Genomic DNA, 23,083 nt, shown 5'->3' with positions numbered 1-23,083 from the left:
GAGACCTTCACGTACGTCTCATCGACGAACCATCTGTCGCCTGGTTGGTGCCGGCAGGGCCGGGCCGCGTCCACGAGCAAGGGCGTGAGGCGCCGCACCCACCGGTAGATCGTGACGTGGTCGACCTCGATGCCGCGTTCAGCGAGGAGCTCTTCGACGTCCCGGTAGGACAGCGCGTACCGCAGGTACCACCGCACCGCAAGGACGATCACCTCGGGTGGGAACCGGAACCCGGCGAACTCTGACGTCGGAACCGGTGGATGGACACGACGTCGACGCACCACCCGATCATGAATGATCGGTCGCCGAGATGGCGGACTTCGCCAACACAACAGTGCCGCCACTCCTATTCCGGTGATGCCGCCGCGGCGGCGCCGACCACCCGCGGTCCGAACATGTGGCGCGCCGCACAAAGCGCTCCTCCGGCGCGGCCGGGGACGGCACTAAGGTGCCATATCAGTCTTTACTGACGCCCGTACGCGCGGAGTCCGACTGGCGCGGTACTCCGGTCCGTAGTCGTCGGACCAGTGGTCACGGCCCAGGCGACCGGGGTCTCCTCGACGTCGGGTGTCGTAGGGAAAGAAGTGGGTCTCCGTCGATCGACGCATCTCACGCTGCGTGAAATGCCGAGGAGATGCCGCATCCGCTGTCTCCCCTGCCACGGCTCCAGTTGTTCTCGGCATTCACCATCTCCGGGACCGGCGGCCATGGCCGAGTCGCCGGTGAACCCACCTGATACGGTGCCGCACTGCTTTCGCCGACGTGCCGGCCCGCCAGATGGCGGCCTCCGGGAGTCGTATGACCGGCGATCGGCGGGTTGCTAAATCCTTCGTCGTGAGTGAATACTTTTGGACATGCTGCTGGTGCGCCGGTCCTGGTACTGCGATCGGAGGGGTGCCGGGTATGGTCCACATGGCGCACCCCGAGGCGCTGGCTGGGAAGCGGCCGGCGTGCTGACGGGTGATTGCGTCCTGTAGACATGTCGCGCCTGGGGGGAATAAGTCGGATCCACCGTGCCCCTGCGTTACCGCCGGGGCTCGGCCGCCAGGCAGNGGCTACGGGTATCGCCGGCTCCGGTCGGAGCGAAGGCGGTGGGGCCTGGGTATGCCCGCCGAAAGGGAGACGTCGGCGGTGGGTGTGCGGAAAGAATGATCCCGGCTCGGAGGTGGTTTCTCATGAGTCTTCACCAGTGTGATTGTCCGCCCTTCTTCGTGCTGGCGGGGATAGACTACGCAGGCAAGTCATCAGCTATGCTCGAGCTGCGGGGGNTGGNGCCGGAGCTACGGCTCCTCTCGATCGACAGAAGTTTTCTGGAGCCTCGGCACGCGCTGATCACGAAGCTTCGCGAGCAGCTCGTGAACGACGCCGCGGCGCCAGGCGGCGCGTATTCGGTGGACTTCCTCGCCGCCATGATGCAGACCGGCGTCGTCTTCCTCCGCGACCGTCTTCTCGAGCTGCCCTCCAGACCGCCGGTTCTGATGGACTCCTATTACTACAAGATTCTGGCGAAGTGTCGGCTCGCCGGACTCTCGGACCATCCGATGTTCGGCTGGTGGCGGGCGTTNCCCCGACCCCGGGGGGTCATCCTCCTCGACACGCCCGTCGCGGAGGCCTGGCGGCGCAGCGCCGCGGACCGGGCCCCCAATCCGCTGGAGTACCACGGTGACCGGCCGGACCGGGCGGCCTTCGTCGCCTACCAGGAGGACCTGCGGCGACTGCTGCTGGAGGAGGTCGGCGGTCTGCCGCTGCGCATGGTGACCGAGCACGTCGACCCGCGCAGTACCGCCGAGGCGGTCAGGAAGGAGTTGCTGAGTCTTGACGACCGATGAGTCTGACCAGGCGGGACCGGTCGCATCGGCGGAACCGGTGGAACGGGGGGAATCAGCCGGGCGGGATCACGGGCGCGCCTACCGGACCAGGGTGCTCGCCGAGCGCGACCGCCTGCGCGCCGCGCTGCCCGCGGCGGCCGAGCACCAGCGGATGGTGCTCGACGATCTCGTCGACCGTAACGCCGGCACCGCTTTCGGCCGGCGCCACGGTCTGGCCGCCGTCCGCACGCTCGACGACCTGCGCGCCGCGGTGCCCGTCCAGACCTTCGCCGACCACGCGCCATGGATCGAGCGGATGGCCGCGGGGGAACGGCGGGTGCTGACCGCGCGGGACCCGGTCGTCTACTTCACCAGCAGCGGGAGCACCGGCGAGCGCAAGAAGATCCCGATCACGGCCGACTTCATGCGGACCTCGTTCTTTCCCTTCTTCTATGCGGCCTGGGCTCCGATCGTCGAGCACTTCCCGGACACCCTGGCCCGCCCGGAGTACTTCCTGAACCTCAAGCACGACGTGGTCGCGGCACCCACCGTGACGGCGTCCGGGCGGCCGCACCTCGGCGCGAGCCAGGTGGACTTCGGCGCGGCCTTCGGTGAGCCGCTGTCGGCCGAACCCGGCACCCGCGCCCCGTGGATGAGGCTCCCGGTCGCCGTCGACGACGCCGATCACGAGCGCAGGATGTATCTGCGGCTCAGAATGGCGGTCGAGGCGGACGTACGGGCCGTGATCGGCATCAACCCGGCGATGGTGGCCGTGCTGCCCCACCAGCTCGCCCGGTGGTGGCCGGACATCGTCCGGGAGGTACGCGACGGCACGCTCGGCGGTGTGCGTTGCCTGGAGCCGAACCCTCGCCGGGCCCGCGAGCTCGACGCGCTCGACACCTACGCCGGCACGATCCGCCCCGCCCAGGTCTGGCCCCGGATGCGGGTGTTGTTCTGCTGGACCACCGGCATCGCCTCCCTCTACCTGCCGGGGCTGCGTGCGGAGTTCGGCGCCGACGTGGCGGTGCTGCCGGCGCCGGTCGCGGCGTCGGAGGGGCCGGTGGCTGTCGCGCTGGACCGGCACGGTACCGCTGGCAGCCTGCTGGTGACGGCCGCCGTCCACGAGTTCCTCGACGCGGACGACGACGTCACGCCCGACTCCGACACCCTCCGATGGGAGGAACTGGAGGCGGGCCGCGAGTATCACGTGATCTTCACGCATGTGGGCGGCTTCTACCGCTACGCGGTGGGGGATGTGGTCCGGGTCGTCGACCGCGTCGCGGGGGTGCCCCGGGTGGAATACGCCGGCCGGGNCACCCGGTCGGACGCCGCCGGCGAGCGGCTGCGCGAGTCGCAGGTGACCAGAGCGGTGGCGGCCGCGGCCCGCGCTGGCGGTCTGGAGGTCCGCAACGTCGCCTGCCGGGTCCGCACCGCCGGGCCCGCGGCCTACGAGTTCGCGCTGGCGTCCACCTCCCCCTGGAGCCCGACGGAGATCGAGGCCGCGGCCGCGCGCCTCGACGAGGCACTGGGCGCCGAGTCCCCCGGGTACCGCACCGCCCGTGCCGCCGGCCACCTCGGTCCGCCGACGGTGCGCCAGCTCGGCACCGACGCGTTCGCCCGCGACTGGCAGGCCCGCGTGGCCGAGGGCGTGCGCCCGACACAGGTCAAGGACCGCATGTTCCGCCAGGACGCGGCCATGTGGGACCGGCTTGTCGCCGAGCCTTTCAGCGAGGCCCGCAGGGCACCCGACGCCACGGGCCAGCAGGAACCGGCCGCCGCAGCCGTCGCGGCCCTCGAGCCGTGACGTCTCGAGGGCGAAGCGGCCAGGAGCACCTCACGACGTGTGAAAGGACAGACCATGGCTGATCTTGCGGCGGTGGAACGGACCGCCCTTCTCACGGCGGCACTGCGGGCCGCCGAGACCCGCCGGCCCGACCGGCTCTACGAGGACCCCTACGCGGCCGCGTTCGCCGGCGAGGTGGGACCCGGTCTGCTCGCCGAGGTCCGCGCGGTGACCTTCCCGGCCGGCGCGCAGCGGACGGTGCCCAGNACGCCGGACTACAACGCGATCCGCACCCGCTTCTTCGACGAGTACCTGCTCGCGGCGGCGGCGCGCCCGGACATCGAGCAGATCGTGCTCGCTCCCGCGGGAATGGACTCCCGGGCCTTCCGGCTGCGCTGGCCGCGCGACCTGCCGGTGTACGAGATCGACCGTCCCGCCGTGCTCGCCGTCAAGGCCGAGGTCCTGGCCGGGCGCTCACCCGGCGTGGACCGGCGCCCCGTCGCCGTCGACCTGGAGACGGACACCTGGACCGACGACCTGCTCGCGGCCGGGTACGACCCCGCGCGGCGCTCCGCGTGGCTGCTGGAGGGACTGCTCTACTACATCCCCGAGCCCGCCGTGCACCGGGTGCTGGCCGCCGTGCGCGCGGTGACCGTACCCGGCAGCCTGGTCGCGGCCGACGTCGTCAACGCCGCCGCGCTGACCCTGCCGAACATGGCGCCGCTGCTGGGGGTCTTCGCCGGCTGGGGATGCCCGTGGGTCTTCGGCACCGACGAGCCGGAGGCGCTGCTCGCCGCGCACGGCATCGAGGCGACGGCGGTCCAGCCGGGGGAGGCCGGTGCCGACTTCGGACGCTGGCCCGACCCTGTGCCGCCGCGCGCCGAGACGGAGGTGAGGCGGGTCTTCTTCGTGCACGGACAGCGCCGCGAGGACCTGGCACGCGAGGACCTGGCACGCGAGGATCTGGCACGCGGGGACCTGGCAGCAGCCCCCGGGCAGGTCGCGCACCCCGACGGGCGCTCCTGTTGACCGGCGTCGAGGCGGCGCTCATGTCGGCCGCCGTGATCGTCGGTGCCAGCGTCGCGGGGCTCGCCACCGCCCTGGCGCTCGCCCAGCACGGGCGCCGGGTCCTCATCCTGGAGCGCGCATCTCCGCCACCGCTGGGCCCCGTCGCCGAGGCGGCCGGGCGGTGGCGGCGCGGCGCCGTCCCGCAGGCTGACCACTCCCACATCCTGACCTCGCGGGGCGTGGGCACGCTGCGCGACCGTGCCCCCGACCTTCTCGGCATGCTGGACAGCGCCGGCGGACGGCTGCTGGACCTCACCACGGCGCTGCCCCCGACGGCGNCGGGTCCCCGGCGGGAGCCGCCCGACGCCGAACTCGTGGCACTGGCCTGCCGCCGCTCGCTGCTGGAGCTGGTGCTCTACCGGTACGTCACGGGCCTCGCCGGGGTACGCGTCGAGCATGGCGTGACCGTCACCGGGGTGGAGCGGGGCGTCGGCGGGCGGCTGACGGGCGTCACCACCGCGTCCGGCCGGTTCGGCGCGCAGATCGTGGTGGACGCCTCGGGTCGTGCCGGCGCCGCCCGGGGCTGGATCACGACGGCCGGCCTGCCCGTGCCGCCCGACCAGGTCCGGCCCGCCGGACTGCGGACCTTCAGCCGCTTCTACCAACGCGGGGACGGCCAGCTCGGCCCGCTCAACCGCGGCAACGCGGCCGGGCTGGTGTCCGGTCACTACGCGGGCGTGCTGCACCCGGCGGACGGGAACATCTTCTCGATCGCGCTGGGCTCGCTGCCCGAGGACCGCGCGCTGCGCGCACTGCACGACCCGCCGTCCTTCACCGCCGTCGCCCGCAGCACCCCCTGGGTCCGCGACTGGCTGGCCGACGGGAGCGTGACCCCGCTCACCCCGATCCGGGCGGCGACCGGTCCCGACAACGTGCTGCGCGGTGTGGCAGTCGCGTCGCAGTCGCCACTGGCCGGCCTGTTCCCCGTCGGTGACGCCGCCTGCACCACGAACCCGCTGTACGGACGGGGGATGTCGCTGGCGCTGGCGCACGCGTTCGCGCTGGCCGACGTGCTGGCGGGTGCGCCGGGCGCGGACCTGCGCGGCGCGGGGGCCGCGGGCCTCGCCGACGCGCTCTACCGCCCGTGGTTCGAGCAGTCCGCCATCGACGACGCCGAGCGCGTCGCCGGTTGGCGGGCGGCCGCCGGGCTGCCCGCCACCCCGGCGGCACCGACGGTCCCGGCACGCCCGGCGGGGCGGCCCGCCCTGGCCGAGATCGGCGCGGCCGCAGCGTCCGACGCGGCCGTCTGGCGTGGGTTCACCCGGGTGATGATGGGGCTGCGGTCTCCCACCGACGTGTTCGACGACCCGGATTTTCGCCGGCGGGTCCGCGACGCACAGCCTGCCCCTGCCGCCCGGCCGCCGGGCCCGCGCCGTGGCGACCTGCTGGCGGCACTCGCGCAGGCCGCCGCGTGAGGAGTCCCGCCCCCGCCTCCGCCAGCGTCTCCACCCGCGCCCTCGCCGGTGCCGTCGCACCGGGTACCGACATCCGCGTCCCGCCGGCCGACATCCGCGTCCCGCTGGCCGACGCCCGCGCGCCGCTGGCCGTCGCCGTCCCGCCCAGGCGCCCTCGGGTCCTGCTCGCTCCGGTCACGGTCACCCCGACCAAACCGCTGACTCCCAGCCATCTCAAGGGACTGCTGTGGACGGACGTGATGTACCGCGCGACGACGGAGGTCGCCGACGTCACATTTCGGGCCAGCCCCACCGCCTACCACCTCACGGAGCAGGTGCTGGGCTTCTGGGAGTACCTGGACCGGGTCCACGGCGACATCGACTACGCCGAGCGCGACGACAGCGAGATCGGCCAGCTCTACGTCGATTTCCGTGCCGGCGGCGGCCCCGTCGCGGCGGACGCCGTACGCCCCTATGCGCAGGCGGCCGACGAGGTGGGCTGGGTCCACCCCGCGAGCGCGCGGCTGCTGGAGCTGTGGCGCGGCCAGTACGCGCGCATGGGCCTGCACGACCCGGGTCTGACCCGCCATCAGCCGCCCGGCTACCGGCTCGAGGAGGCGCTCGACCGGCTTGCCGCCCGCGGCCTGTGCCTGGACCTTCGCACCGACGGGGGTCCGGTGTACCTCGACGCGACCCGGTTCGGCATGCCGCTGCGGCCGATCGTCTCTCGCGACGGCCGCCCGAACTATCTCGCCTGCGCCCTGCGCGACCTGCTTCCGCTCGTCGGTTCCTTCGACGAGGTCGTCCTGCTGCACGATCCCGAACTCGACGCCGACTATCGCCTGCTGCAGCGGGTGCTGTCCGCGGCGGGCCGCGACGACGGCCCGGTCATCCGGCGGGTCGCGGTCGGGCGGGTACCGCTGGAGGGCCGGATCCGGTCGGCGCGCCACGGCGACTGGGCCGGGCGCAGCGGATCGGCGCTGCTGGACTCGTTCGCCGACGTGGACAGCGCCGCGCTGCGGCTGGGGCTGCGGCTCTACTTCATCGCCGTCCTCGGGCCGGGTGACCGCCAGTCGTTCCGGCCGGACCTGCTCGCCTCCACGGTCGCCCGGGCGGCCAGGCTGGGCTCCCCCGGGCCGCGACCGGCGCCGGCCTCGGCGGACCAGGCCGATCCGGCCTCCTCGGATGCCTCGGCGCGACGGGGGCCCGACGACGCCAGCGACATCGCGGAGTTCGTCGGGCACTTCCGCGGCATCGGCCACCTGCACGTCGATCCCTACCGGCTCACCACCCGCCTGCTGGCCCGACGCCGGCCGGCCGTGCCGGCCGGGCTGCTGCGGGCGGTGTTCCAGTGAGGCTCTCCCAGACGGTCCTGCGCGCCGAGTTGGAGCTGCGGGTCCGCGCGCTGCGTCCAGACCTGGCCCCGTCCCCGACGGCGCCGTGCCAGGCAGGGGAGGTGTGGTCGTCTGCGCTGGGCAGCCAGCCCCCGCCGGACGCGCGCACGTCGGCCGTCGTCGTCCTGCGCTCGTTCGACCTGCCCACGTGGATCCGCGAGACGTGCGTGTTCGCCGCCCGGGCCAGCCCCGAGCGGGCCGCGGACTGGCTGCGCTCGTTCACCCGAACCGTCTTCCTCGCCGGCAATCCCGACAACCTGCGTGGACGATTCCGTCTCGACCACGTGGCGCCCGACGGCAACGTGGCCTGGGTAGGCCCCGGGCCCGACGAGGAGACCGCGACGCTGCGGCGGCTGTTGCGGACCTTCGATGGCGAGCGGGTCCTGGGGGCCGGCCCCGCGTTGACGGTCGACCTGCCTCGCCTGGCACCCGGCCCGCCGCCGCCCGCGGGCGCCGCGGCGCACGGCGGCCCGACCGGCGCGCCCGGACACCGCCGCGATCTGTACCTGGCGGTCGCGGGGACGACGGTGGCCCGCGCCCTGGTCACGATCAACCATCTGCTGGTGGAGGCCGTGCTCCACGACGAGCTGACCGGCCCCTGCCGGTTGCGGATCCACCGGGTGCCCCGTCTCGTCGGCCTGCGGGCCGCGCCGGCCGCGCTGCGGGTCGGCGCGGACCAGTCCAATCCCGACCGCCTGCAGGCGCTCGCCTGCCTCACCACGGAGGTTCACGATGGCCAGTCCGCACCCACACGCTGACGGGCGGCGGCCCGCGATCCGGCTCGGCTATCACGGATCGACCCTCGTGGTGGATCGCGTCGTCGCGACGGTTGGCTGGGACCGCGCCGAGGTCGTCCTGACCGAGTACGACGTCGCGAACCCGTTCGCGCCGATCCGCGCGGGCGACGCCGACGTGATGATCACCAAGTTCGCGCTGGACGAGCCGGACCTCGTGCCGGGCAGGGTGCTGTTCAGCGAGCAGCGGGCGGTCGTGGTCGGTGCCGCCCACCCGCTGGCGGACCGCGCCGAGGTGTCCATCGAGGAGCTCGCCGCGTTCGAGGCGTTCGCGCCGCCAGGGCGGATGCCGGACTACCTCTGGGAGCACATCGTCCCGGGCCGGACGCCCGCGGGCCTGTCGATCCGGCGGGTCCACCGGGTCGCCACCGTTCCCGAGATGATGGAACGGGTCACCCGCACCGATGCCATCCACATCACGGTCGCGTCGCTGGCCGACCTCGCGCCGCCGTCGATCAGAATCATCCCCATCATCGATCTGGCCCCGGCCCCCGTGATGCTCACCTGGCGCCGTGGCCGCCACGTGGACCACGTCCAGGCGTTCATCAACGATGTCGAGCGGGCGGTGGCGCTCTGAACCCCGCCGCTCGCAGCACCGCCGCGGACGGACCGCGGTCCACGGCCCAGCGCGAACGGGGACGATCCAGCCAGGAGAGGCCGATCATGACTCGGCCGTCGCGCGGTGATCGGACCCTGGCCGCGGGCAGGGACGAGGTGGCGCGTGTGATCGCGTACTTCGACGCCCTGAGCGCCGCCGGAGCGGGCGTGAGTGCCCTGGTGCGGGCGACCGCGATCCTCGTCGGCTGCCCCGCCGGGCTTCGCGCACCCGGGATCGGTGAGGTGCTGTTCGATCCCGACGGGGCCCGCGCCGCGGCGCCCGCGGGAACCGGGCGCCCGCCGCGCGACGCGACGCGGACCGCGGCCTCGAGTCGACTGAACCTGGGCGAGGGAAGGGAGGTCTGGCTTGCGCGGCCTGGTCCGCCCGCTGTGCTCGACGAGCTCGTCCTCGAGCGGATGGCGGCGGTGGCGAAGACCGCACTGAACGTCCAGGGGCACCACCCGCCGGAGCCCACGGACCCGGCTCTCGTCGAACTGGCGCTGTCCGCCCGCGAGTCCCTGCAGGACCGGGCCCGCGCGCTGCGCCTGCTGGACCTGGTGCCCGAGGTGCCGGTGCGGGTGGCCGCGGTGCGGGTGGCCGCGGCGCGGACCGCGGCCGACGCCGGCCTCACCGCCTGGGCGCTTGCCCTGTTCGCCGGGAGCCGGGACCGTGAGGAGCGCCCGGTGCGGGTGGCCAGGGTTGGCCGGTTCGTCGCCGTGCTCTGTCAGCAGGAGACGGAACCGCGCGACATGGTGGATGAGCTTCGCGCGGCCATCGTCGCCCTCGGCGTACCTTCGGGGGCGCGCGAGCGTGGCGCCGAGGCCTCGCCGAGCGCCGTGCGGTCGCGAGGACGACGGGCGGCGGTGTCGCTGGCGGCTGTGGACACGGCGTCGGCCGCGTCGCGGCGGCGCGGCCGAACGATGGCGCCCGCGCCGGACCCGAGCGCGCAGCCCCTGGTGGGGCTCGGCGGCGTGGTCGACGGGCTTGACGCCGGACTGTCCTGGCGGCAGGCACAGCTGGCACTGCGCTTCGCGGTGACCGGCCCCGCGCAGGACCGTGTGGTCGACTACGACGGGCTCGGTTCGCTCACCCTCCTGGCGGCCGTGCCGCCCGATCGGCTGCGCGCCAACGCCGACGTGCGGGCGCTGGACGACCTCGCCGCCACCGCGACGGGCGAGTGCGCCATCGCCATACTCGACGCCTTCTGCCGGGCGGGCTCACACCGCCAGGCAGCCACCGAACTGCATCTGCACCACAGCTCGGTGTCGGCCCGCATCGCCCAACTCGACAGCGTGCTCGGCTGGGATCTCGACCGCCCGGAGGGGCGCTACCGGGCGTACCTGGCACTGCTGGCCCGCCGGCTGGCCCGGCGACCCGAGAGCCCTGCCGGCATCGAGACGGAGGAGTAGACCGGCGGACTCCCTCCGTCACCGACGACCTGGCGGCGAGGCCTGCTAGAGGGAAAATGAGGTGACCGGTCAGCGCGGGGTGCCCACGCGTGGCGCCCGCGCTGGAACCGCCGCCTGTGAGGGGGTGGCCACGCTGGAATGGCCAGGATCAGGTGGTGACCACGCTGGGACAGGGGCCGTCGCGTCGGGACCACGCCGCGTCACCCGCTGCCCGGGCCCGGGCAGCGGGTGACGCTCTGTCCAGGTTCTTGTCAGGCAGCCCTCGCGGGGCTGGTAGGCGGTGTCGGCCGTTTGGTGAAGACCACGTCGTAGCCGAGCGAGTTCATCTGGGCGGCCAGCCGCTGGGCGTGACGGTCGGGGTCCCGGCGGCGGGCGAAGTAGTCAGCGCCGAGGTCCTGGTAGGGCTCGCCGCGGCTGAGCATGTGCCAGACGGCGACGAGGATCGAGTGGTCGACGGCGACCCGGGCCTTGGAAGCGCCCCTGTTGGCCTTGATCCGCCTGTACTGGGCGCAGAGGTAGGTGCCCTTGGTCCTGGAGGCGGCGCGGGCGGCCTCGTGCAGGTGCAGCCGCAGCCACGTCGAGCCCTTGCGGGTCTTACCGCCCTTGGACCTGCCGGCGGACTCGTGCTGGCCGGGGCAGCGGCCGGCCCAGGAAGCCAGGTGCCCGGCGGTCGGGAAGACCGACATGTCCGGGCCGATCTCGGCGAGTAGGCATTCGGCGGTGCGGCGGTCAACCCCGGGGATCGTGTCCAACAGAGCGACCTTCNCCTCGAAAGGGGCGATCACCCGGTCGATCTCGGTCGAGAGCCGGTCGATCGCCTCGTCGAGGTAGTCCAGTTTCGCGAGGATCTCCCCGATGATCAGGCCGTGGTGGCCGGTGAAGAACCCGTTCAGCGCCTCCCGCAACGCCGGGATCTTGGCACGCAGCCGCCCGCGGGCGAGTTCCGAGAGCACCTCCGGGTCGGTCGTGCCTGCGATCATCGACTCGAGGATCGCCCGACCGGACACCGTCAGGATCGACGACGACACCGACGACAGCTTGATCCCCGCGTCCTGCAGGAACTTGTCCAGCCGCTGGACCTCGCGGGTCCGCTCCTCGATCTGCGCCTTGCGGTAGCGGGTCAGGTCCCGCAGCTCCCGGATCGGCTGCGGCGGCACGAACGAAGGGCGAACCAGGCCGTACTCGACGAGCTCGGCGATCCACTGGGCGTCGGCCGCGTCCGTCTTGNGGCCGGGGACGTTGTGCATGTGCCGGGCGTTGAGCAGCCAGCACTCGCCGATCACGTCCTCGAGGATATGGAAGACCGGCCGCCAGTACACGCCGGTCGACTCCATCCCGACCCGGGTCACCCCCAGGCCGGTCAGCCAGTCCCGCAGCGCCAGCAACTCCCGGGTCGTCGCCCCGAACGTGTGCAGCTGCACCTGGACCGGCCCACCCGGCGCCTCGGCCATCCGCACGCAGGCAACGATCTCGTCCTTGTGCACGTCCAAGCCCGCGCACCGCGCGACCTGCGCTTCCATACGACCCCCTCCAGGCCATCCCGACAGAAAAAGGTGGCACCCGGAGGGGATCCAGTAATCACAGAGTCTAGAGGTCGCGCTCAAGGCGGCAGTCCTACGTGCCTGCAGATCCCCACGTCACACTAGTAGACGGGCTTGCCCTTCGGCACCAAGGAGGCCCGACGTCGATCCNGGTGACCACGGACATTTTCCATCGCCCCATGTGGCCGGCCGACGCCGACCTGAACCACTATTGCGGCGTAAACAAATGCTCGTTCCAGTGCCACTGTTAGGCTAGAAAAAGTGTGGGTAAATTGGGCACATGATCCTAACTGATAGTCAACGCGATATTCTCGAGTCCTTGGTTGGAGGCGGTGGGTACGACAGGTCTGCGGCTGCCCGCGCCCGTATGGTGCTATGGCGGGACGAAGGATTCTCGGTGCGGGAAATAGCCGAGAAGGCGGGCGCGTCGAAGCCTACCGTGCGGCTGTGGCTGTCGCGCTATGACGAGGAGGGGCCGGACGGCTTGGTGAGCCGGGTGTCCCCGGGGCGGCCACGGGAGGTCCCGGGGCGGGTACGGGCGCGGATCCTGGCGTTGACCAGGACCACCCCTCCACCGGAGACCGGACTGAGCCACTGGACGAGCGCCGAGATGGCGCGGTACCTGAAACGCCGCGAGGGAGTGTCGGTCTCGCACACCTTCGTGGCCCGGCTGTGGCGGGAGAACAATCTCCAGCCGCACCGGCACCGAGTCTTCAAGCTCTCGGCGGACCCGGATTTCGAGGCCAAGGTGGAGGACGTCGTCGGCCTCTACCTCGATCCCCCCGAGGGCGCCGAGGTGCTGTCGATCGACGAAAAGCCTGGGGTGCAGGCACTCGACCGGACGCAGCCACCGCGGCCGGTCGCCTCCGGCCGGGTCGCCACCCGCACGCACGACTACCAGCGGAAGGGCACGACCGACCTGTTCGCCGCCCTCGACGTCGGGACAGGGCGGGTCACCGCCAGGTGCTTCCCCAGCCACACCAGGGCCGATTTCCTCACGTTCATGGACCAGGTCATCGCGGAATACGGCGGTGCGGAGCTCCACGTCGTGGTCGACAACCTGGCCACCCACTGCGGCCCCGGCGTCGACACATGGCTGCACAGGCACAAGAACGTCACGTTCCATTTTACCCCGTCCGGCAGTTCGTGGCTCAACCAGGTCGAGAACTGGTTCGGTATTCTCACCCGGCACGCACTCCAGCACGGGGCGTTCGTCTCGGTCCAGGACCTCGTCAACACCATCAACAACTATGTCGAGAACTGGAACTGGGACGCCCAGCCGTTCGAGTGGACAGCCACCGCAGAAGAGATCGTAGCCAAGGTGGAGGTACTCCACCGGGAATTCAGGAAACTGCTCGCCAACAACTTGTGACGACATTTGGTTATGTATCATCGGAAAGAATTTTGGTTTACAGTCTACTAGTAGGGCTTTGTTGTGCGCCAAGCGCCGCATAACACTCGACTTTCGCACTTTTCCTTGATCGCCGGTGGCTGCCGGTGAAGGTGTGCTGATTGCGTTCATCGAGCTGGGGTGGATGTTTCCGCCAGTGGCACGGCTCGGTGTGGCGTGCGGGGAAACAGGAAGCTCGGGAGGCTGGTGGCGGGAGCATCGGCGCTTCCTAATACCGGCTCGAAAGCTGGACGCCGATGCTCCCGGATGTCACGATACCCGTCTCGCTGGCGGTGCTGCTGGAGGGTTTCCGGCCGTGTTTCACCGCGCCGACGTTCCAGACCTTCCGCGCGCTGGTCGCCGGGATGCTGTCGGCGACGGGCCGCCGCACGGTGTGCGGGATGCTGGTCGGGGCGGGGCTGTCGAGGCTGTGGCCGCATGACCGGGCGCACCGGTTCTTCGCCGCCGCCCGCTGGGACCCGGCCCAGCTCGGCGCCGTCCTCGCCCGCCTCGTCGTGCGGCTGCTCATCGTGGACGGGGCGCCGGTGCTGGTGGCGGTCGACGACACCCTGTTCCACCGCGCCGGCAAGAAGGTGTGGGCCGCCGGCTGGTTCCACGACGGCTCCGCGCGCGACGCCCGCCAGGTCGGCTTCGGGAACAACTGGGTGATCGTAGGGATCGTCGTGACGCTGCCGATGCTGGACCGGCCGGTCTGCCTGCCGGTGCTCGCCCGCCTCGTGCGTAAGGACACCACCTCGGCCTCCCGGCTGTGGCTGGCCGCCCGCGCCGTCGAACAGCTGGCCACCGCCCTGCCCGGCCGCCGCTTGCACGTCGTCGCCGACGCCGCCTACGCCGGCGACGAGCTACGCACCCTGCCCGCCCAGGTCACCTGGACCACCCGGCTCCGCAAGGACGCGGCCCTGTTCGCACCGGCCCCACCACGGACCGGGAAACGCGGCCGGCCCCGGCTCAAAGGCGACCGGCTGGGATCGTTGGCCCAGCTCGCCACCGGCGCCGTGTTCACCCCGACCACGGTGACCCGCTACGGCCAGACCACCATCGTCCAGGCCACAGCCCCGCGCTGCCTGTGGTACGGCGTGTTCGGCGCCCGACCTGTCACCGTGATCCTCATCCGCGAGCAGACCGGCCGCGCCGGCACCTACGACCTGGCGCTGGTCACCACCGACACCCTGGCCAGGCCCGCCCAGATCATCGAACGGTACGCCGCGAGATGGTCCATGGAAGTCGCGGTCGAGGACGCCAAGCAGATCTTCCGGGTCGGTCAGGCCCACAACCGCGTCGCCCGCGCGGTCGAACGCACCGTCCCGTTCGGACTGGCCTGCCAGACACTGGCCACCTGCTGGTACGCCACCACCGGCCACCNCCCCGACGACGTCACCGACCGCCGCGACCGCACCCCCTGGTACACCACCAAGACCCACCCCTCCACCGCCGACATGGCCGCCAAGCTCCGCCGCGTCCTGATCACCACCAAATATCANCTCACACACCCCGAACAGCCGACACCAGCAGAAATCCACACCCTCCGGCTGGCGTGGGAGACCGACGCTGCATAACTACGAAAGTCGAGGTAACAGCGACATCCGGATAATGGGCACAGCACAGTTGTACGCCGGCGAGCGTGGGGTCATACTGGTGCCAGCCGGCGTAGTCGTCCCGGGTGAACAGGCCGTGCCAGCCGGTGAGGACGCCGGTGGCGTCGATCGCCTNGGACGACCGGGAGCTGATCGCCGCGTACCAGACCAGCCCGGGCGTCGGGGTGCGCACGACCAGCAGGTGCGGGGTGCCCGACAGGACAGCGCCGGTGGCCTCGTCACGATCCTTGCGTAGCACGTTGACCGGCGACTCGTCGCCGCACAGCACCGGCTCGCCGCGCAGCGCGGCCTTCATCGCCTCGTCGAACCCGGCGGCCTGAAGATCCCCAGCGAGGCGTTCGTTCGCGCGGGCGACGAACCCGGCCGAGACCGGCACTCCGAGGAGCGCGTCGATGACCGTCGCGGCCCGTTCGACCGGCACGTTCGCCTCCGAGGCGAGCAGTACCGCCGCGCCGTGCAGCCGGTGCCCATAGGCCACGCCGCCCGCCGCCGCGTGCCGCACCCCCGCAACAGCCGCGGTGGTGACCTTCCGGCAGCACGCGCAGCGCCGCCGCGGCAGCACCCACTCGACCTTCTCCAGCACCGGTTCGAGCAGGTCCCAGACCTGCGCCCACCCGTCCGCCAGCACCACCGCGTCGGACAGATCCGCCTGGCACGACGCACATTCCGACGGCGGGTCCGCCGATAACGACCGGTCCGGCTCCGCCTCCCGCGTAAGCCCCGAGCCCGGATGGCCCGGCTGCCCACCAGGCTTCTTCTCCTTCCACCGGACCCGCTCCGACGACGCCCGCCGCTTAGCCTTCCGCTTCTCCCTCGCGCTGATCGGCTCCTTCGACGGCGGCACAGAGGAGTTCGTGCTGTCCATCGACAACCGCCGCCGCAGCTCGGCGACCTCCAGCTCCAGCTCGGCGACCCGCCTGTTCGCCCGGTCCCGCTCAGCCCGCGCCGCGCCCAGCTCCACCTCATGCCGCTCAGCCCCGTCCGCGATAACCCGCCGCAGCCGCGTGTTCATCGCCACGACCTCGGCCTGACCCGCGGCGAGCTCCTCGATCCGCGCCTCGGCCGCCACCAGACGCGGCTCCCACGACCCGGACGGCTCAGACACAACCCCGATCATCCACACCCAACCACGCCGATCAAGCAACACCAGCGACGTGTCCAGCCAACACAAACCCCAAGGTCAGCGACCTACGGCCACCCACCCCTGAATGGACACCGGTCACGGTGTCGCGCCACAGATCCTGAGCGATCGGACGCAAGTCGAGGCCNGGGATTCCGGCGGAGGATCCGGCCGCCGGGGCGCCGCAGGTCGTGTGATCCGCTGGTGCAGACTTGGAGCGTAAAAGCCCAGGCAGTGGACTGATCGGAGCGCGTTAACCGCCCGAGCGGCGCCGCCGGATGAGACGTGCTGAACAAGAACATCGGCGGACCGTTGCGCAGGCATTTCCCGAAGGTGCCCGGGTTCGTCGTTGCGGCCCCAGGAGGGCCTTGGTATAGTGACCGCGTAACCAAACGGAAGGCCACGGCAGACTGCGGACTGACTGAAACCCGTCGAGGTCTTCNATGCCTTGCTGGTAGGCAGGGCTGGCACAGTAGGTGCCGTTTTAATCGCCGGATAATGGTATGCTTCTCGGGATCCTGTTTCTCCAGGGAGCCGCTCAACGCACGGTATATGCCGAAAACCTTCGACTGGGTAAGATTTCGCGGGACGCTTCAGCGCGGTCCTGCGCGGAGTCTATCGGAGGATGTGACAACCATGACCCGTAGTCGTCATTCCGCGCTCGCACTGGCGACGATCTCCGCCGCTCAGCTGATAATCGTCCTTGATGCCACCATCGTCTTCGTCGCGCTGCCGGCGATACACCGGGGGCTGCATTTCAGCACCGCCAATCTCGTCTGGGTCACCGTGGCATACGCGTTGACCTTCGGGGGCCTCCTGCCGCTGGGCGGCCGGGCCGGTGACCTCTTCGGCCGGCGGCGGATGTTCATGACCGGCACCGCTGTCTTCGCCCTGGCGTCCCTCGTCGGCGGCTTCGCCCAGAACGACGTCTGTCTCATCGTCACCCGCGCCGCGCAGGGGGCCGGGGGCGCGCTTACCTCGCCAGCCGCGCTCTCCCTCATCGCGACCAACTTCGCGGAGGGCCCCGCGCGCAACCGGGCGATGGGCGTCTACGCGGGGATCTCCGGCGCCGGAACCGCCATCGGACTGCTCGTGGGTGGGCTGCTGACCGAGCTGGTGTCCTGGCGCGCGGTGNTGTTCGTGAACGTGCCGATCGCCCTCGTCGTGCTGCTCCTGGCCNCACGCGTGCTGGCAGAGTCCGAGGGCCAGGCCGGCGGCCGGCTGGACGTGCCGGGAGCCGTCACCGTCACCTCGGGGATGGTCCTGCTCGTCTACGGCCTGACCAACGCCTCGAACCATGGCTGGACCAGCCCCGGCACGGTCGGCTGCCTCGTCGCTGCCGCNGCGTTGCTCGCCGTCTTCGTCGTCATCGAGACCCGCGCCCGCAGGCCGCTCATGCCGCTGGACATCTTCACCAGCCGGAACCGCTGCGCGGCCTATGGAATGATGCTCTGCTTCGGCGCGGCGATGTTCGCCTCGCTGTACTTCATGACCCAGTACCTGCAGGACGTCCTCGGCTACAGCTCGATCATGGCCGGGCTCGGTTTCCTGCCGATGTCCGCCACGATTGTGATCATGTCCCAGGTCGCCGCGCGGCTGGTGGGACGGATCGGAATCCGGGCCGCGCTGTTGATCGGTCCGGTCTGCGCGGCCGGTGGCCTGCTGTGGCTGTCGCGGCTCANCCCCGGCAGCGGGTATGGCGGCACGCTCCCGGCCCTGCTGTTGATGGCCGCCGGGCTCGGCTTCTCGTTCGTCCCGCTGACCCTCACCGCTGTGGCGGGGGTGCGCCCCGGAGAGTCGGGGTTGGCCGCGGCCCTGCTCAACACCTGCCAGCAGATCGGTGGCTCGACCGGGCTCGCCCTCCTGTCCACGGTGGCCGCGCACGTGTCGCACAGCCGCGCCCGGCAGCTCGCCGACGACCACCACGGCCAGCTCACCGTTGCGCTGCAACACGCCGCGGTCGTCCACGGCTATGACCGCTCATTCCTCATCGCCACCGGCCTGGTCGGACTGACCGTGCTCATCTCGGTCGCCGTCGTGCGCCCGCTGCGGGCGCAGGCCGCGGTCCCCGAGCCGTTGCGCGAGGTCGCCGCTTGAGCCAGACGCTCGCCGCCGCGGCCGGCGGCCTCGGGTCTGGTCCGCGTGTTCGACACCGTCAACCGGGTGGCCCGATCTGACCGCTCGGGAGATATCCGCGGGCCGCCGAGTCGATCTGGCGTCCACAACCCATAGGGAGGTTTCGCTGTGCCGGAGTTTGAGCTGCTGCCCGTCACCGCCGCCGGAACGCGGTTCGTGGAACTGGCCGAGAAGCACGCCGCCGACTTCGCGCCACGGGTGCCTGAGGCGGACCGCACCGCCACGTTCCAGACGCAGAACCTCGACGAGATGAAGGCAAGCGGTTTCACCAGCGCGCCGGTCCCCGTGGAGTTCGGCGGCCTCGGCGTTCGCTCGGTCCACGACCTGGCGCTGGGAATGAACCGGCTCGGCCGGACCGATCCGTCGACGGCCATCGCCATCAACATGCACCTCTCGATCGTCTGGGCCGCGGACTTCCTGCACCGCCTGGCAAAGGGGACCGACAACGCGGCCCAGACGGAGGCCATGGCAGGGCTCCTGCAGCAGATGGCCAGTGGTCTCATCGCCGCCGCGAGCAACACCGAGCCCGGGACGACCATGGGCTGGCCGATGACCGAGGCCACCAAGGTCGACGAGGGGTGGTCGCTCAGTGGTCGCAAGACCTTCGGCACTCTCTCCCCTGCGGCCGACCTGGTGCTGGTCTCGTGCCGCACGGCCCGCGGTGACGGCACCTACGAGTCGGGCTTCGCCATCGTGCCCGGCGGCGCTCCAGGAATGACGTTCCTCGACGACTGGGACACCCTCGGGATGCGCTCGTCGGGCAGCAACGGGGCCGTGTACGATGGCTGCCTGCTGCCGGAGTCGTCGATGATGTCCGGCGCCAGCTGGGGGGACAGCGGTGGCGTCATGGGCGTCTCGCTTGGCGCCGTCACCAACCTCGGGCTGATCGCGGCCTTCGTCGGCATCGCGGAGGCGGCCCGGGACCTGGCCATCGACCTGGCTAGGACGCGCACGAAGCAGCCGAGCGGCGCCCCCGTCGCCCACCGGTACGGCATCCAGCACGCGGTGGCGGAGATGGAGGCCGACTTGGCCACCTGCCGCGCGCACCTGTCCTGGGCCGGGCGGCTGCTGGACGAGCGGGTCGCGAACGTCGCGCCTCAGGATCTCAACATCCAGGACCTCTACGCGATCCAGGGCCAGTTCCAGTGCTCCAAGCTCGTGGTGAATCGCAAGGCCATCGATGTGGTGGACAAGGCGCTCCAGATCTCGGGNGGCAGCGGGTACTTCAGCTCCAGCCCGCTGTCTCGGATGTATCGCGATGTGCGCGCGGGGCCGTTCATGCAGCCGTACTCGCCGAACGAGGTCTACGAGTACATCGGCCAAGTCGCCCTCNGTCTGCCGCCCGCCATCCAGACCTGAGCCGGTCCGCGCCGCGGTCCCGCGCGCTCGGCTGACCGGCGGAGCCCCTGCTCGCAGGCTCGAAGGTGAACGACGTCATCCGGGGGCCGCTCAGAAGGGATGCTGCCGCCTGTGGAGATCCGAACCCGCGTGACCCCACCGGCCGGGGGGCAGGGCTCCGGCGCGCTGAAGTGGGAGGAGGCCGGGGCCGGCGCCATCGGGGCGGGCACCGCGGAGATGGACGTCGGCACGGCCCCGCCGGTCCTGGAGGCGCTGCGGCGGGCGGTCACGGACGGGCTGGTGGGATACCTGCCGGCGGCCCTCGACGCGCGGCTGCGGGAAGCCTGCGCCGGCTGGCTGTGGTCCAGCCAGGGCTGGGCGGTCGACCCGGCGCTCATCCAGCCGGTGCCCAGCGTGCTGCACGGCCTGCGGGTGACGATCGAGCGGTACACCCCACCCGGATCCGCCGTGATCGTGCCGGTCCCCGCGTACCCGCCGTTCCTGGCCGTGCCGGGCCTCCTCGGCCGCCAGGTGCTTCCCGTTCCACTCGTCGACGTGAACGGGCGTCCCGAGCTCGACCTCGACGGGATCGACGGCGCGTTCCGGCGGGGCGGCGGCCTAGTGGTGCTGTGCAATCCCCACAACCCGGTGGGCCGGGTGTTCACGCCGGCCGAGCTGCTGGCGCTGTCCGCCGTCGTCAACGCCCGCGGTGGCCGAGTCTTCGCCGACGAGATACATGCCCCATTCGTCTATCCGGGACGGCGGCATCAGCCCTACGCCGCCCTCTCGCCGCTGACCGCCAGCCACACCCTGACGGCCACCTCCGCGTCTAAGGGGTGGAACATCGCTGGGCTGCGCTGTGCCCTGCTCATCACCAGCCATGACGACGACCTGGCGCAGTGGCGAGGCCTCGGGCGGTTCGATCGGGAGACGCCCTCCGTGCTCGGCGCGATCGCCAGCACGGCCGCGTTCCGCGACGGCGTTCCCTGGCTGCGCCGCGTCCTGGCCGGCCTCGCGACCAACCGTCGGGCGTTCGGCGACCTGCTCGCCGAATTCCTGCCGGAGGTGACNTACCGGCCGCCGGAAGCGACCTACCTCGCCTGGCTCGACTGCCGCAGGCTCACGTTGGGCGGGACCGAGCCCGCCGCCTTCTTCTCCGCGCTGGCCGGGGTGTCGCTCCTCGAAGGGTCGGACTGCGGCTCCCCTGGACGCGGGTTCGCGCGCTTCAACTTCGCGACCGAGCCGTGGGTCCTCGTCGAGGCGCTCCGCCGCATGGCCACCGCCGTCGCCGACGCCGGATAGCGTCCCCGGCCCGGCGGCTCGCGGTCAGGCCGGCCGCGCGATTACCAGGCCGTGGGCGCTCGCGTACAGGTGCGCCGGCTGGCCGCAGTTCGCGAGGTGGTAGTCCCGGAAGGCGGCGAACTGCTCGCGGGTAAGCGTCTCGACGGACGGGGCAAAGAACCCGGCGACCCCGTCGGTTCCCACATGGTCGACCACCGTCAGGCCGCAGGACCGCAGCTCCGCCTCGANGGTGTCCGGGACGGCGAAGTGCGTTATGTTGAAAAACTCGTCCGGGTAGTCGGTCCGCATGTCGTCGGGATCGACGATCGACCGGTACTGCGCCGGCGACAGGGGCCGCCCGCTGCGCAGCAGGAAGTCGACCGCCAGCACCCGGTTGATGTACGACACCGCCACGAATCCCGNGGCGTCGGCCACCCGGCGGCACTCCTCCAGACAGTTGCGGCGCCGCTCCCAGGTGCGCAGGTGGTAATAGGGCCCGAGGCAGAGCACCGCCTGGTAGCTGGCCGTCGGAAAGCCGGCAAGGGAGCTGGCGTCGACCTGCTCGACGCGGATCGACGGACGGCCGTGGCGCTCGGCCTTTTCGGCCATGGCCCGCACGTTGTCCGCCAGCAGGTCGGTGGCCGTCACCCGATGGCCCATCCGGTCCAGGAGGAACGAGTACGCGCCGTGGCCGGCGCCCAGCTCCAGCACGGTGGCGGTCGGCGGCAGCCAGCGGTGCAGCGTCCGGACTGTGGTCTGGAACTCCAGCCGACGCAACCGCGACGCCCGCAGTCGGGGACCTTCGCTGAAGGTCTCGTAGTGCCGGCTCACGAGCGTGGCCTTGCTCATCCGTAACCTCCGACCTGGGAATCCTTAGGCGTCTCGGGATCATCACCCGCGGCTGAGCCGCGTTCGCGGCGCGCGCATCGTGAAGCGGCGCTGGCCGAACTCGCCGCCGTCGACGACTGAGCTGGGGCTGGGCACGGGTGGCTGGCACTCTACGACAACCACGCGGCGAGAGCGGCGGCGCCTCCCCGCCAGGGGCCCGACCCGAAGCAGAGATTCCATCAAACGGGCCCGGACNATCAGACGACCGTGGCGCCTGGTGCCAGGGCATCGGCCGCACCTACTGTCAACAACGGTCAAGCAACGACGATCCCGACGCCAATCATCGCCTCGTCGCGGGGGGCATGCAAGGGCCTTGGCTCACCGTTCGGAAAATTGGCCGGCATCGATGAGGCGAGGGTTGGCCACGGCGGTCGGCCAGGTCAGAGCGCGATGAGGCAGTCGCCTACCCATGGTCTGGCGCACTCCGATGATCTTTCGGGGCGCCACTGACCGCTGCGCGGACTCATCCGCACCTCATCCGGTTGACAGTGATCTGGGTAACACTCGGTTTCGCGGGGTAGGCGCGCGTTCGGATACTCACCGGAACCTTGCGGCATGAACGTTCTCCGCGCCGCGCCCGGATTTGGCTTCCCGGCGACCCCGGTCTCCNCAGCTCAGCAGCGCTCTGCTATCTATGACGCCCCGCTAACGATCTTCCATGGGAAAGGCGAACAAATCGCCGAAAGGTGACGCTAAGTAATCTGGGGGCGGTGTATGGTCGCGCGACCAGGGTCGATCGAATACCTTGACGGATGTCAGTCGATAACATAGTCTGCAGGTGCTTCGGTTTTCGGCCTAATGTTACAGCGGTGCTTCTCGCCGCATCAACGGCGACCTGCCGAAAGAGCGCCGAGCCGGACTGGNGATCAGTCAATAATTCCAGGTCGGCCCGCTGATACATAGGTTGATCGCGGCAGTCGCGACTGTGCTACTGAACGCGGAGGTGGGTGAACCATGCGAAAAACTGGCGAAGTCTTCGTGTCGCGCTCAACCCTGACGAGAAGAATCACGCGGTACTCTGCGCCGTGCCCTCAGCGAAACGCGGCGGGCGTTCACCCTCAGATCGCCGCCGAGACCGACTTCTTTCCTGTCATTTCTGTCGAGTGGCCGTCTTCGTGGCTGCGTTCTTTTGATACCCAACGCCGGGCCTATTCTACGTATCGGCGTCGCTCCACCGTGTTCAGGTTGGCGTCCGATCTGAGAACGCGGTCGATATGACGTGCCCCGGGTCGGTTCTCCTCGTCCCACGGCCCTCTCCGTGCCTGAGAGCCGTCTGGCACCGAGAGGCGGTCGCGGGGCGGCCCTCCCAGCCCGGACCACGAGGGCCCGGCGCGGTCGAGGCAGCGCGAGCCAGGGCCAGAAATAGTCCGAAACAATCCGAGACGANCAACACGACCGGTCCGAGTAGCGGCGCGAGACTGATTGGTGATGAATGGTCCAGCAGAGCAGCCGACTGACGTATGACCCCGCCCTTATCCGCGAGCAGCTCGACGCGATCATGGTCGAGGCGGTGCCGATCCATCCC

The 23,083-nt window shown here is 71.1% G+C and carries 10 protein-coding genes and 18 pseudogenes; 21 read left to right on the top strand and 7 right to left on the bottom strand.

From position 1 onward, the window contains the following. A pseudogene (locus FF86_RS21975) lies at positions 1 to 281 on the bottom strand (IS6 family transposase); the annotation flags it as partial. Positions 282 to 1,565: 1,284 nt separating this feature from the next. Here FF86_RS21975 and FF86_RS36265 point away from each other — a divergent pair. From FF86_RS36265 to FF86_RS21935, 10 genes and pseudogenes are all read left to right on the top strand, one after another. Then, positions 1,566 to 1,829: pseudogene (locus FF86_RS36265) on the top strand (hypothetical protein); the annotation flags it as partial. 37 nt (positions 1,830 to 1,866) lie between these two features. Beyond that, positions 1,867 to 3,121, top strand: a pseudogene (locus FF86_RS67625) (GH3 auxin-responsive promoter family protein); the annotation flags it as partial. Position 3,122: 1 nt separating this feature from the next. Then, positions 3,123 to 3,612, top strand: a 490-nt coding sequence (locus FF86_RS67620) for a GH3 auxin-responsive promoter family protein (RefSeq protein WP_396229998.1), incomplete at its 5' end; no start/stop codon positions are given. Between the two features lie 54 nt (positions 3,613 to 3,666). Next, positions 3,667 to 3,857: pseudogene (locus FF86_RS67615) on the top strand (class I SAM-dependent methyltransferase); the annotation flags it as partial. Position 3,858: 1 nt separating this feature from the next. Beyond that, the coding region (locus FF86_RS21960; protein ID WP_242419260.1) for an SAM-dependent methyltransferase at positions 3,859 to 4,620 on the top strand (762 nt) is incomplete at its 5' end. A 20-nt stretch (positions 4,621 to 4,640) separates the two neighbouring features. Then, positions 4,641 to 4,937, top strand: a pseudogene (locus FF86_RS67610) (FAD-dependent oxidoreductase); the annotation flags it as partial. 1,133 nt (positions 4,938 to 6,070) lie between these two features. After that, positions 6,071 to 7,408, top strand: a complete 1,338-nt coding sequence (locus FF86_RS21950; RefSeq protein ID WP_199865466.1) for a hypothetical protein — start codon at positions 6,071 to 6,073, stop codon at positions 7,406 to 7,408. Further along, on the top strand, positions 7,405 to 8,205 hold the full coding sequence (locus tag FF86_RS21945) for a DUF6182 family protein (protein ID WP_044887100.1): 801 nt from the start codon (positions 7,405 to 7,407) through the stop codon (positions 8,203 to 8,205). The genes FF86_RS21950 and FF86_RS21945 overlap by 4 nt, the downstream gene beginning before the upstream one ends. Further along, complete coding sequence (locus tag FF86_RS21940) at positions 8,180 to 8,818, top strand: LysR substrate-binding domain-containing protein (RefSeq protein WP_044887101.1); 639 nt, start codon at positions 8,180 to 8,182, stop codon at positions 8,816 to 8,818. Before FF86_RS21945 ends, FF86_RS21940 begins: the two co-directional genes overlap by 26 nt. A gap of 86 nt (positions 8,819 to 8,904) precedes the next feature. Continuing rightward, the gene (locus tag FF86_RS21935) at positions 8,905 to 10,248 is read left to right on the top strand and encodes a helix-turn-helix domain-containing protein (RefSeq protein ID WP_044887102.1); all 1,344 of its coding nucleotides are present in this window, start codon (positions 8,905 to 8,907) and stop codon (positions 10,246 to 10,248) included. A gap of 251 nt (positions 10,249 to 10,499) precedes the next feature. On the opposite strand, the pseudogene FF86_RS54585 reads toward FF86_RS21935, so the two are convergent. From FF86_RS54585 to FF86_RS54575, 3 genes and pseudogenes are all read right to left on the bottom strand, one after another. Beyond that, positions 10,500 to 11,013 (bottom strand): annotated as a pseudogene (locus FF86_RS54585) (transposase); the annotation flags it as partial. A 1-nt stretch (position 11,014) separates the two neighbouring features. Continuing rightward, positions 11,015 to 11,475: pseudogene (locus FF86_RS54580) on the bottom strand (transposase); the annotation flags it as partial. A 1-nt stretch (position 11,476) separates the two neighbouring features. Next, positions 11,477 to 11,768 (bottom strand): transposase (locus tag FF86_RS54575; RefSeq protein ID WP_242419259.1); only part of this gene is annotated, 292 nt, incomplete at its 3' end. A gap of 301 nt (positions 11,769 to 12,069) precedes the next feature. On the opposite strand from FF86_RS54575, the gene FF86_RS21925 reads away from it, so the two are divergent. Together FF86_RS21925 and FF86_RS21920 are read left to right on the top strand one after the other, a co-directional pair. After that, entirely contained in the window at positions 12,070 to 13,161 is a 1,092-nt protein-coding gene (locus tag FF86_RS21925) for an IS630 family transposase (RefSeq protein WP_044887104.1), read from the top strand. Positions 13,162 to 13,436: 275 nt separating this feature from the next. Then, positions 13,437 to 14,562, top strand: a pseudogene (locus FF86_RS21920) (transposase); the annotation flags it as partial. A 228-nt stretch (positions 14,563 to 14,790) separates the two neighbouring features. Here the strand turns inward: FF86_RS21920 and FF86_RS54570 are convergent. Beyond that, positions 14,791 to 14,909: pseudogene (locus FF86_RS54570) on the bottom strand (hypothetical protein); the annotation flags it as partial. A 1-nt stretch (position 14,910) separates the two neighbouring features. Further along, positions 14,911 to 15,912: transposase (locus FF86_RS21915; protein WP_242419257.1), on the bottom strand; the 1,002-nt coding region annotated here is incomplete at its 3' end. Positions 15,913 to 16,413: 501 nt separating this feature from the next. Between FF86_RS21915 and FF86_RS67605 the strand changes: the two are divergent. From FF86_RS67605 to FF86_RS54565, 9 pseudogenes are all read left to right on the top strand, one after another. Then, positions 16,414 to 17,049, top strand: a pseudogene (locus FF86_RS67605) (MFS transporter); the annotation flags it as partial. Position 17,050: 1 nt separating this feature from the next. Next, positions 17,051 to 17,094: pseudogene (locus FF86_RS67600) on the top strand (hypothetical protein); the annotation flags it as partial. A gap of 1 nt (position 17,095) precedes the next feature. After that, positions 17,096 to 17,258 (top strand): annotated as a pseudogene (locus tag FF86_RS67595) (MFS transporter); the annotation flags it as partial. Position 17,259: 1 nt separating this feature from the next. Then, positions 17,260 to 17,596 (top strand): annotated as a pseudogene (locus FF86_RS67590) (MFS transporter); the annotation flags it as partial. 1 nt (position 17,597) lies between these two features. Next, positions 17,598 to 18,012: pseudogene (locus tag FF86_RS67585) on the top strand (MFS transporter); the annotation flags it as partial. A gap of 147 nt (positions 18,013 to 18,159) precedes the next feature. Then, positions 18,160 to 19,262 (top strand): annotated as a pseudogene (locus FF86_RS67580) (acyl-CoA dehydrogenase family protein); the annotation flags it as partial. Position 19,263: 1 nt separating this feature from the next. Beyond that, positions 19,264 to 19,383, top strand: a pseudogene (locus FF86_RS67575) (hypothetical protein); the annotation flags it as partial. Positions 19,384 to 19,509: 126 nt separating this feature from the next. Continuing rightward, a pseudogene (locus FF86_RS67570) lies at positions 19,510 to 20,459 on the top strand (aminotransferase class I/II-fold pyridoxal phosphate-dependent enzyme); the annotation flags it as partial. Between the two features lies 1 nt (position 20,460). Beyond that, positions 20,461 to 20,691 (top strand): annotated as a pseudogene (locus FF86_RS54565) (hypothetical protein); the annotation flags it as partial. A gap of 402 nt (positions 20,692 to 21,093) precedes the next feature. Here FF86_RS54565 and FF86_RS36245 read toward each other — a convergent pair. Beyond that, the coding region (locus FF86_RS36245) for a class I SAM-dependent methyltransferase (RefSeq protein WP_206778994.1) at positions 21,094 to 21,519 on the bottom strand (426 nt) is incomplete at its 3' end. Positions 21,520 to 23,083 lie beyond the last annotated feature (1,564 nt).

This window comes from Frankia sp. CpI1-P (genome assembly GCF_001421075.1).
GTDB lineage: Bacteria > Actinomycetota > Actinomycetes > Frankiales > Frankiaceae > Frankia > Frankia torreyi.
This window is presented reverse-complemented; position numbering and strand designations above follow the sequence as displayed.